At 65.1% G+C, this 9,153-nt stretch carries 12 protein-coding genes; 6 read left to right on the top strand and 6 right to left on the bottom strand.

Translation table 11 applies throughout. From position 1 onward, the window contains the following. The 3 genes from AC1DSN_RS13605 to AC1DSN_RS13595 form a co-directional block, all read left to right on the top strand. Window positions 1-572: methionine ABC transporter ATP-binding protein (locus AC1DSN_RS13605; protein WP_477331131.1), on the top strand; the 572-nt coding region annotated here is incomplete at its 5' end. Next, window positions 569-1,243 (top strand): methionine ABC transporter permease, encoded by a 675-nt coding sequence (locus AC1DSN_RS13600; protein WP_063573929.1) that lies wholly within the window; start codon window positions 569-571, stop codon window positions 1,241-1,243. The genes AC1DSN_RS13605 and AC1DSN_RS13600, both read left to right, overlap by 4 nt. A 79-nt stretch (window positions 1,244-1,322) precedes the next feature. Beyond that, window positions 1,323-2,135, top strand: a complete 813-nt coding sequence (locus AC1DSN_RS13595) for a MetQ/NlpA family ABC transporter substrate-binding protein (RefSeq protein ID WP_213947673.1) — start codon at window positions 1,323-1,325, stop codon at window positions 2,133-2,135. Here the strand turns inward: AC1DSN_RS13595 and pncB are convergent. Together pncB and AC1DSN_RS13585 are read right to left on the bottom strand one after the other, a co-directional pair. Then, window positions 2,105-3,307, bottom strand: a complete 1,203-nt coding sequence (gene pncB / locus AC1DSN_RS13590) for a nicotinate phosphoribosyltransferase (RefSeq protein ID WP_477331128.1) — start codon at window positions 3,305-3,307, stop codon at window positions 2,105-2,107. The genes AC1DSN_RS13595 and pncB overlap by 31 nt on opposite strands. After that, window positions 3,304-3,687, bottom strand: coding sequence for a thioredoxin family protein (locus AC1DSN_RS13585; protein ID WP_477296240.1), 384 nt, complete (start codon window positions 3,685-3,687; stop codon window positions 3,304-3,306). The genes pncB and AC1DSN_RS13585 overlap by 4 nt, the downstream gene beginning before the upstream one ends. 170 nt (window positions 3,688-3,857) lie before the next feature. Between AC1DSN_RS13585 and AC1DSN_RS13580 the strand changes: the two genes are divergently transcribed. Beyond that, window positions 3,858-4,661: a c-type cytochrome gene (locus tag AC1DSN_RS13580; RefSeq protein ID WP_477296241.1), complete on the top strand. Its 804-nt coding sequence runs from the start codon at window positions 3,858-3,860 to the stop codon at window positions 4,659-4,661. Window positions 4,662-4,747: 86 nt separating this feature from the next. On the opposite strand, the gene AC1DSN_RS13575 is transcribed toward AC1DSN_RS13580, so the two are convergent. Genes AC1DSN_RS13575 through AC1DSN_RS13565 form a run of 3 tightly spaced genes read right to left on the bottom strand, consistent with a single transcriptional unit; the run spans window position 4,748 to window position 7,437 of the window. Beyond that, on the bottom strand, window positions 4,748-5,782 hold the full coding sequence (locus tag AC1DSN_RS13575) for an aminopeptidase (protein ID WP_477296242.1): 1,035 nt from the start codon (window positions 5,780-5,782) through the stop codon (window positions 4,748-4,750). Window positions 5,783-5,821: 39 nt separating this feature from the next. Further along, on the bottom strand, window positions 5,822-6,361 hold the full coding sequence (locus AC1DSN_RS13570) for a cytochrome b (protein WP_213947679.1): 540 nt from the start codon (window positions 6,359-6,361) through the stop codon (window positions 5,822-5,824). Further along, window positions 6,358-7,437: a catalase family peroxidase gene (locus AC1DSN_RS13565; RefSeq protein WP_477331126.1), complete on the bottom strand. Its 1,080-nt coding sequence runs from the start codon at window positions 7,435-7,437 to the stop codon at window positions 6,358-6,360. Before AC1DSN_RS13565 ends, AC1DSN_RS13570 begins: the two co-directional genes overlap by 4 nt. 133 nt (window positions 7,438-7,570) lie before the next feature. Between AC1DSN_RS13565 and AC1DSN_RS13560 the strand changes: the two genes are divergently transcribed. After that, complete coding sequence (locus AC1DSN_RS13560; protein WP_477296244.1) at window positions 7,571-8,083, top strand: RNA polymerase sigma factor; 513 nt, start codon at window positions 7,571-7,573, stop codon at window positions 8,081-8,083. Then, window positions 8,080-8,841, top strand: a complete 762-nt coding sequence (locus AC1DSN_RS13555; RefSeq protein ID WP_477296245.1) for an anti-sigma factor family protein — start codon at window positions 8,080-8,082, stop codon at window positions 8,839-8,841. Before AC1DSN_RS13560 ends, AC1DSN_RS13555 begins: the two co-directional genes overlap by 4 nt. A gap of 95 nt (window positions 8,842-8,936) precedes the next feature. Here AC1DSN_RS13555 and AC1DSN_RS13550 read toward each other — a convergent pair. Further along, a partial coding sequence (locus AC1DSN_RS13550; protein WP_477330588.1) for an integrase core domain-containing protein occupies window positions 8,937-9,153 on the bottom strand: 217 nt, incomplete at its 5' end.

Below are 9,153 nucleotides of genomic sequence, written 5' to 3'. Positions count from 1 at the left end.
GCCAGAAGCAGCGCGTCGGCATCGCGCGGGCACTGGCCAGCCGGCCGTCCATCCTGCTCTGCGATGAAGCCACCAGCGCACTCGACCCGCAGACCACCGCGTCCGTCCTCGAACTGCTGGCGGATATCAACCGCCGCCTCGGCCTCACGATCGTGCTCATCACGCACGAGATGGACGTGATCCGCCGCGTGTGCGATCGCGTGGCCGTGCTCGATGCCGGCCGGGTCGTCGAAATGGGGGCCGTGGCCGATGTCTTCCTGCATCCGCAACACCCCACGACGCGCCGCTTCGTTGCCGAGGCCGACCATCGCGAAGGGCACGGCCCCGAATTCTCCGGCGTGGCCGGCCGCCTGTTCCGCCTCTCCTTCCGGGGTGAAGCCACCTACTCGCCCGTTCTTTCCAACGTGGTGCGCGACACCGGCGTGGAATACAACCTGCTCTCCGGGCGCGTCGATCGCATCAAGGACACCCCTTACGGCCAGCTCACACTGGCCATGAACGGCGAACGTGTCGACGACGCACTCGCGCAGATCCGCAACGCCGGCGTCGATATCGAAGAGGTGGCCCGATGAGCCCCATGCAGACCCTGTTTCCCAACATCGACTGGGCCGAAATCGGCCAGGCGTGCATCGATACCCTGTTGATGCTCGGTGGCTCGCTGCTGTTCACGGTCGTACTCGGCCTGCCACTGGGCATCTGGCTGTTCCTTACGGCCCGTGGGCAGCTCCATGCGAAGCCGAAGCTCTACGGCGTGCTTTCGCTGGTCGTCAACGTGCTGCGCTCGGTGCCCTTCATCATCCTGATGATCCTGCTCATTCCCGTCACCAAGGCCATCACCGGCGTGAGCATCGGCATCCGCGGTGCCATCGTGCCGCTGGTGATCGGCGCGGCGCCGTTCCTTGCGCGCCTGGTCGAAACCGCGCTGCGCGAGGTGGATCGCGGGGTCATCGAGGCCAGCCAGGCCATGGGCGCGACCACGAGCCAGATCGTCACGCGGGTGCTCCTGCCCGAAGCCCGACCCGGTCTGATCGCTGGCGCGACGGTGACGGCCGTGGCCCTGGTCGGCTACACCGCCATGGGCGGCATCGTCGGCGCCGGTGGCCTGGGTGCACTGGCCTACCAGTATGGTTACAACGGATACAAACCCGACTACATGCTGGTGACCGTGGCCTTGCTGGTGGTTCTGGTGCAGATCCTGCAATCCCTCGGCGACCGCCTGGTCACCCGCTACAGCCGTCGCTGAACGGCGGCTGGGCCGGCTTTGCATCCGGCGGTATGGACGTCTATGCTGGCGCACCGCAACATAAGCCACGGACGCCTCCATGAAGAAGTATCTGCTCCCCCTCGCCGCCGCCCTCGCCGTGTTTGTCGCGGGCTGTTCGAACGGTGACGGCGGTGGCAAGGACGGCTCGGCCGAGGCCACACTCACGGTCGCGGCCACGCCCGTGCCGCATGCCGAGATCCTCAAGGAGATCAAGCCGCTGCTCGCGAAGCAGGGCGTGAACCTCGAGATAAAGGTGTTCACCGACTACGTGCAGCCGAACATGCAGGTGGCGCAGAAGCAGATCGACGTCAACTTCTTCCAGACCGAGCCTTACCTCGACGCGTTCAACAAGGAACGCGGTACCAACCTGGTCAAGGTGGTCGGCGTGCATATCGAGCCGTTCGGTGCGTACTCAAAGAAATTCAAGTCGATCGACCAGCTGCCCGACGGCGCCAACGTGGTGATCCCGAACGATCCGAGCAACAACAGCCGCGCCCTTCTGTTGCTTGCCAAGCACGGCCTGATCACGCTGAAGAACCCGAACGATCGCCTGGCCACCCTGAAGGATGTCGCGACTAATCCCAAGAACCTCAAGTTCCGTGAGCTCGAGGCAGCCATGCTGCCGCGCGTGCTCGACGAAGTGGATCTGGCCCTGATCAACACCAACTACGCCCTCGCCGCTGGCATGAACCCGGTGAAGGACGCGCTTCTGATCGAAGACAAGGATTCGCCGTACGTGAACTTCCTCGTCTCGCGCCCGGACAACAAGGACGACCCGCGTGTTCAGAAGCTCGCCGCCGCCCTCACCTCGCCCGAGGTGAAGGCGTTCATCGAGAAGAACTACAACGGTGCGGTGCTGCCGGCGTTCTGAGCCGGTAGGCCGAACACCTTGCGCAGGTAGGACACGTACTCCGCATCGTCGCTCATGTTCTTCCCCGGCGAATCCGACAGCTTTGCCACGGGCTGACCGTTGCAGCGGGTCATCTTGATCACGATGTTGAGGGGCGCGGGGCCAACGTCGTTGGTCAGGTTGGTACCCACGCCGAAGGAGAGCTGGCAGCGGCCCTCGAAATGCGAGTAGAGGTCCATCACCCGCGGAACGTCCAAGCCGTCGCTGAAGACCAGGGTCTTCGAACGGGGATCCACACGGTTGTGTACGTAGTGCGCGAGCACGCGGTCGCCCCACACGAAGGGATCGCCCGAATCGTGGCGCGCACCGTCGAACAGCTTGCAGAAGTACATGTCGAAATCGCGCAGGAACGCATCCAGCCCGTAAACATCGGATAGCGCGATGCCAAGGTCGCCCCGGTACTCGCGAGCCCATGCCTCCAGCGCGGCAGTCTGCGAATCACGCAGCCGCGGGCCCAGCGACTGGAACGCCTGCAGGTACTCGTGGGCCATGCTGCCGATCGGCACCAGCCCCTGGCGCATCGCGAACCAGACATTGCTGGTACCGGCCAGGTGGGTAYCCCACTCGGCTTTCATGATCTGCAAAGCCTCTTCGTGCCATGCGCGCGAGAAGCGTCGGCGCGTGCCGTAGTCCGCGATGCGGACGCGCTCGAAGCCCTTCGTGTCGCGCAACAGGGCGATCTTCGCGCGCAAGCGCGCCCTGCCCTCGTCGAGATCGGCCTCGGGATGGTTCGCCGCGAAATACAGCTCGTTGACGATCGCGAGCAAGGGCACTTCGAACATGATCGTGTGCAGCCACGGCCCGACGATGACGATATCGATCTCGCCTTCGTGCTCCGTCGACGGCGAGATGGTCACGTAACGGGCATTGAGATGGAACAGGCCGAGGAAGTCGACGAAGTCGCTGTCGATGAAACGCAGCGTACGCAGATACGCGAGTTCTTCATCACCGAATCGCAGGGAGCACAGATGGTCGAGCTCTTCGTGGATGCGTGTCACCAGCGGTACGAGGTCCACCCCCGGCGTACGGCAACGGAAGCGATATTCCACCTGCGCTGCGGGATACTGATGCAACACCACCTGCATCATGGTGAACTTGTAGAGGTCGGTGTCGAGCAGCGACTGGATGATCATGCGGTAGCGCCCGTGAGTGCGATCTGCTTGTTTACCGCGTCGATGAACGGCTGTGGGCCCGGCCAGGCGGTAATGCGCCCGAGCTTCTTGCCGCGGTGGAACAGGAAGAAGGCGGGAATACCGTGCAGGCCGAAGCGCGTGCCCATCGTCGGATCGTCGTACACGTTGTCGTGAAGCCAGCGCACCGCCGGCCAGACGAAGCGTTCGCTCGTCAGCAGGATCTGCCGCTTCGCGATATCGCAGTTCGGGCAATCGCGGCCCCAGAGAAAGAGGATGGCAATGCGGTTGTCGTCCGCGGCGAGGTCGGCGTCGAGATCCGCGTTGACGACGCGCGTCATCGGGAAACGCTCGAAGAACTCGGGAACGGTGGTGTCGGCCATGGGTAAATCCGTGATCGGGTCGAAGCCCCGACATGGGGTCGCAAGGGCGATAATCCGAGGGTACCGCGACAATGACGCAGCTACCGCTCCTTCCGGACCAGGGCCGATGAATTGACATCCTGTGGGCGCCGCGACACCTTGTCGCCTCGTAAAGCCAGAAGGACCCCGCCGTGCGCCTGCTGACCGGATTGCTGTTCGCCCTCTGCACCACGCTGTGCCAGGCCGCCACGCTTACCATCGACACGGGCCAGGGAAAGCGCTCGCTCACCACGGAGCAGCTTCTCGGCCGGGCGGACGCACGAGATCTCAGCGTACCGGACGACGTGTCCTATCACCGCACGATGTCTTATCGCGCCATTCCGATGAAAGCGCTGCTGGACGGTGTTGCGTCAGGCGCGCACCTGCAGTTCACGGCCCTCGATGGCTTCACCGCGGAGATTCCCGCCAGCCTGATCCTCGATACCCACGGCGCGGAAGCCTGGTTGGCCGTGGAGCCACCTGGCAAGTCCTGGCCTTCGCTCGGCGACGGCAAGCCCAGCGCCGGCCCGTTTTATCTGGTCTGGTTGCATCCGGAAGCCGGCCACATCGGCACCGAGCAATGGCCGTATCAGGTCGCTTCGATTCGCGTACTTGGTGACCCGGCCAGCCGCTTCCCGGCCATGCGACCCGCGCCGGGGCTCGCCGCGAACGACCCCGTCACGAAGGGCTTCGCCGTCTTCCAGCGCAATTGCATCACTTGCCACACGCTCAATGGCCAGGGCGATGCGAAGCTCGGCCCCGACCTCAACATCCCCCACAGCCCCACGGAATACCTGCGCGACGACATGCTGCGCACCCTCGTGCGCAACCCGCAGGATATGCGCCACTGGCCGCAGGCGAAGATGCCCGGCTTCGACCGGCAGACACTCTCCGACGCCGACCTCGACGACCTCGTCGCTTACCTCAAGCACATGGCCACCCGAAAGGTCCACTGAGCCAGCTTTTGTAGGAGCCGATTCATCGGCGATGGGCGCTCGCAGCGGCCTGGCCCGCTGCCGCGGGATCGCCGATGAATCGGCTCCTACCGATCGTGAGCCAGGGCCTGCAGTTGCCGGGTCCGCTCATCAGGAGCCAGCTTCGCCAGTGCCGACACCTTCGCGAAGAACACCGGCCACGCCCTGCCCGACTGCTCGAACAGCGTCGCGAACGACGAGGTCCACGTGTCGTACAGGCCGAATGGCAGCAATGAAGCATTGTTCAACGGCCGCGCCATCCAGCGGTCGTAGCGATGATCGCCGCCCGCCTCACCCGCACGCCACGCCAGATAGCGCCCGCGAAAGTCCTCGAACTCCTCGGCCTTGGCGACGCGCTTGGCATCGTCCGCCCATGGCTGCGCATAGATCGCCTTGAGCCGGTCGCGCAGCGCGAGCACCTGACCGGTAAATGCGTGATCCAGCGCGTCACCCTTCTCGTCGGGCGGCGGTAACTGGCGAGCCGCGCGCCATTCGCGCACGCCTTCCTGCTCGACGAAATTCGCATACGACTCGTTGAACGACGAATCGTCTTTCACGTAGATCTTCTGGTGCGCCAGCTCGTGGAAGATCGTCCCGACGAGTTCATCGTCGTCCCAGCGCATCATGCTGCTCAGGATGGGATCGGCGAACCAGCCCAGCGTGGAGTACGCGGGCACCTCGCCCAAGGCGACGTCATGCCCGAGGGCCTTTTCGCGCGCCGCTTCGCTATCGGCAAGATCCTTGCGGAAGAAACCCCGATACGCCACACATCCCGCGATCGGAAAGCAATGCGTCACCGCCGATACCGAGAGCTCCGGCGTGGCGAACACGTTCCACGCCACCCACGGCCGATCGAGCTGGACGTAGTAGGTATAGCTGCGGTTATCCGGCAGGTCGAGTTGCTTCGAGGCGAAACGCCGAGCCTCCAGCGCAAGCTCGAGCCGCTGGCGGGTTTTGTCGGGCGTCTTCGGATCGGCCACGACCTTGTCGATGGAGCGGCGTTGCGCGAGCAACGCCGCCTGTCCATGGGTCACGTGCGCGTAGTAGCCGAGCGAGCGGCAACCGGCGAGTACGGTGATCAGGGCAAGGAAGGCATAGCGCATGCGTGCATTGTGCCTGCATCGTGCCTGGCCTTCCCGACCTCAATCGTTCGAACCGCCCGTCATCGACTCCAAAACACCATCACGCCGGATCAGCCCGTGCATCAGGGCGGCACCCATATGCGCCAGGAAGGTCAGGAAGAACAGCCATGCCAGATACCGATGCGCTTCGCGGAGCCAGGCATACAGTGCCGGACCGGCGGGCAGGATCGGCGGCAGTTGGAAACCGGACCATAGCGTCACCGGGAAGTTGCCCGCCGAGAGCATGCCCCAGCCGATCAGCGGCATGGCGATCATCAAGCCATAAAGCATCCAGTGCGAACCGTGCGCGGCGAGCCTCTGCCACTCGGGCATGTCCGCCGGGAGAGGCGGCGCCTTGTGCGTGAGGCGGAAGCCGAGCCGGATCAAGGCCAGGATAAAGATCGTGATGCCCAACGGCCGATGGATAGACAGCAGCCATTCGTGCTTCGCCTCGACGCTGGTCACCATGCCGGCGCCGACGAAAAGCATCGTGAGGATCAGGATCGACATCAGCCAGTGCAGCGCACGGGCGAAGGGGTGGAACGTGTCGACGCGGCTCATCGCTGATCCTCCTTCGGATGGGCGGTGCCGGGAAGATGACCTTCCTCACCGGTACGACGCAGATAAGAAACCGCGTACGCCGCCGAACGCGCGACGATGATGGGATCGCCCGAAATCTCGATACCGCGCGGAAGGATGGTCGGATCGTAATTGACGTCGCGGCAAGGGCCGTTCGCCTGCGGCTGGGTGCTGTCGATCACGACGACGCCCGCGTCGATCGTCTGGCGGTCGTCCGGCCAGGCCTTCGTCGCATCGTCAACCGGGTCGCCGGGTGCGGCGAGGATCATCCGCAGGTGCCAGCGCACCGGCCCCTGGGCCAGGCGCCGGGTCAGGTCGGCATCGAGGTAGTCGGTGTCGCTGGCCGCGGGTCCGCCATCACCCGTCGCCGGGGTCTCCGGCACGACCTTCCAGCGGACGGCATGGCGTTGGCCGCTGGCGTCACGCAGGTAGAACGCGTTGATGCTCTGGTAAGTCTCATCGACATAACTGGGCGCCGGCTTGGCCGTCTTGATCCAACCAAGGAACGGACCCGTTTCCGGGTGGCTCATGAAGAAGGCTTTGGCCTTGTCCGGGTTCGGCTTGCCGGTGGCCGGATCAGGGCTGGTCGCCACGGTCAGGTCATAGAACGCTTGAGGCGTGGAGACCGGGAATACCGGCATGGCGTTCATGCCGGTCCGCCACTGTTCGCCGTCGGCGAGGTCGAAACGCAGAGCGAAGCTGCGGATCGGAACGCTGCTGTCGGCGGCATAGGGGTTGCCTCCCGGAAGCGCCAGGCGCCCGACCACAGGGGTGCGGCCACCGGCGAACAACGGGGACGATGAGTACTTGGCCAGCGCGCCGCTGGCCTCGAAGTAGCCACCGACGCAGATGCCCTTGGCATGGTTGCGACGAAAGCCGGGATGGTCGCCCCCACTGGCCTGCAGCGCGTTGATGATCCGTTTAGGGGTGAGGCGCGCCGGGGTAAGCCAACCGCCGACATAGGCGAACGCACCAGCGACAACTACAACAACAAGGCCTATCAGTGCCCAACGCCCGGCCAGGTTGGCCGGTGGGGGTCGCTTCTTGGGTTCTTGCATGGTCCTGCTCCTTCCTCGCGGGATCGCGTTTCAAGTGTGGGACGTACGCCCACGACTTTTATTCCCTTCCGGGGGAATAATCTCCCCCGAACGGCGTCTGACAGTCATGGAACGCCCAGGTACGAGGCCCGGCATGTCCGACCCGCGAATCGACGAAGCCCTTCGCCCGATGCTGCCGCGCCTGCGGCGCTTCGCGCTATGGCTCGCCCGCGATCCCCATGCGGCGGACGATCTGGTTCAGTCGACAGTCGAGCGCGCCCTGTCCAAATGGGCGTCGCGCCGTGAAGACGAGAGTCTGCGCGCGTGGCTGTTCGCGATCTTGTATCGCCTGTTCCTCGACGGAAAGCGCCGGGCCAGCCGTTACGCCCTGTTGCTGGGCAGCCTGCGCGAGGAGGAGCCGACCTGGCCCTCGGCCGAACGCGTCGCCATCGCGAACTCCACGCTCGCCGCCTTCGCGGCGTTGCCGGTGGAACAGCGCAGCCTGCTGCTCTGGATCACGGTCGAGGGCATGAGCTACCAGGACGTGGCCGATATCCTCGAGATACCCATCGGCACGGTCATGTCACGCCTCTCCCGCGCCCGCCGCGCCCTACGCCTGCTCGGCGAAGGCGGCGCGGAAACCCCTCCCCTGCGACTGCTGAAATGAACACCACGCCCCCCAGCGAACACGACATCCATGCCTACGTGGACGGCCACCTCGACGGCGCACGGCGCGGCGAAGTGGAGCGCTACCTGAGCCGTCACCCCGAACGAGCCGAGGAGGTTCACGCATGGCGACAGGACGCCCAGCAGCTGCGTACGCTGCTGGCCGGTGACCTCGGTACGACACCCGCGCAGGATGCAGCCATGGACCCGGTGGTCATCCGTACGCAGCGTCACGGCCGTCGCATGGCACGGGCCGCCATGGCCGCGGGGCTGGTCCTGTGCCTGGCCCTGGGCGGCATCGGCGGCTGGGTGGCCCGTGGCATGGGTAACGGCAGCTCGGCGCCGATGGCCGACGCCATGCAGGCCTACCAGCTACTCGCCGTCGATCACGGCGTGGGCATGGATATCACCACCGGCAATGAAGGCGACCTGCGGGCGTGGCTGGCCGGGCGCGTCGGTGCCACCGTGCACCTGCCCGACCTTGCCGACGCCGGTTTCCGGCCGATGGGCGGAAGGCTCTTTGCCACCGACCAGGGYCCGGCTGCGATGGTCCTGTACGACGACGGCAACGGACATACGGTGAGCTTCTACGTACGCCCACCCGGCGCCGCCCGGCACCTGCTGCCCCGCGGCGAGCGCGAAGACAACGGCCTGCTGGCCAATTACTGGTCGGATGGCTGGCATAACTACGCCGTGGTGGCGCTGGCCGACGCGGCAGGCCGCGCCGCCGCACAGCGCGTCGTCATCAAGTCAATCTGACGCACGTCCTGCTCTCGTAGGAGCCGATTCATCGGCGAATGGGTGCTGGCGGTAACGTTGCCTGCTGCCGCGGGATCGCCGATGAATTGCAGTGGTCAAGCTTTTCTGGACACCGGTGTAGGAGCCTGAGCCGCCAGTTGCTCGAAGAGCACTGGCGGGATGTCGTTTAGTCGCGAGTGTTGCCGTTCTAGGTTGTAGTAGATCAGAAAGTCGGTCAGCTCCTTCTCGGCCTCGGCGATAGATGCGTAGCCTCCTTCAGGTACCCACTCGTACTTGAGCGTCTTGAAGATCCTCTCGATCACGGCGTTGTCC

The organism is Luteibacter sp. P4_D7_3, from assembly GCF_056401735.1.
This window is presented reverse-complemented; position numbering and strand designations above follow the sequence as displayed.

Bases quoted from the DNA above. Each gene is read 5' to 3' on its own strand.
- AC1DSN_RS13600 (WP_063573929.1), top strand. From the start codon at position 569: ATGAGCCCCATGCAGACCCTGTTTCCCAACATCGACTGGGCCGAAATC.
- AC1DSN_RS13595 (WP_213947673.1), top strand. From the start codon at position 1,323: ATGAAGAAGTATCTGCTCCCCCTCGCCGCCGCCCTCGCCGTGTTTGTC.
- AC1DSN_RS13585 (WP_477296240.1), bottom strand. From the start codon at position 3,687: ATGGCCGACACCACCGTTCCCGAGTTCTTCGAGCGTTTCCCGATGACG.
- AC1DSN_RS13575 (WP_477296242.1), bottom strand. From the start codon at position 5,782: ATGCGCTATGCCTTCCTTGCCCTGATCACCGTACTCGCCGGTTGCCGC.
- AC1DSN_RS13570 (WP_213947679.1), bottom strand. From the start codon at position 6,361: ATGAGCCGCGTCGACACGTTCCACCCCTTCGCCCGTGCGCTGCACTGG.
- AC1DSN_RS13565 (WP_477331126.1), bottom strand. From the start codon at position 7,437: ATGCAAGAACCCAAGAAGCGACCCCCACCGGCCAACCTGGCCGGGCGT.
- AC1DSN_RS13560 (WP_477296244.1), top strand. From the start codon at position 7,571: ATGTCCGACCCGCGAATCGACGAAGCCCTTCGCCCGATGCTGCCGCGC.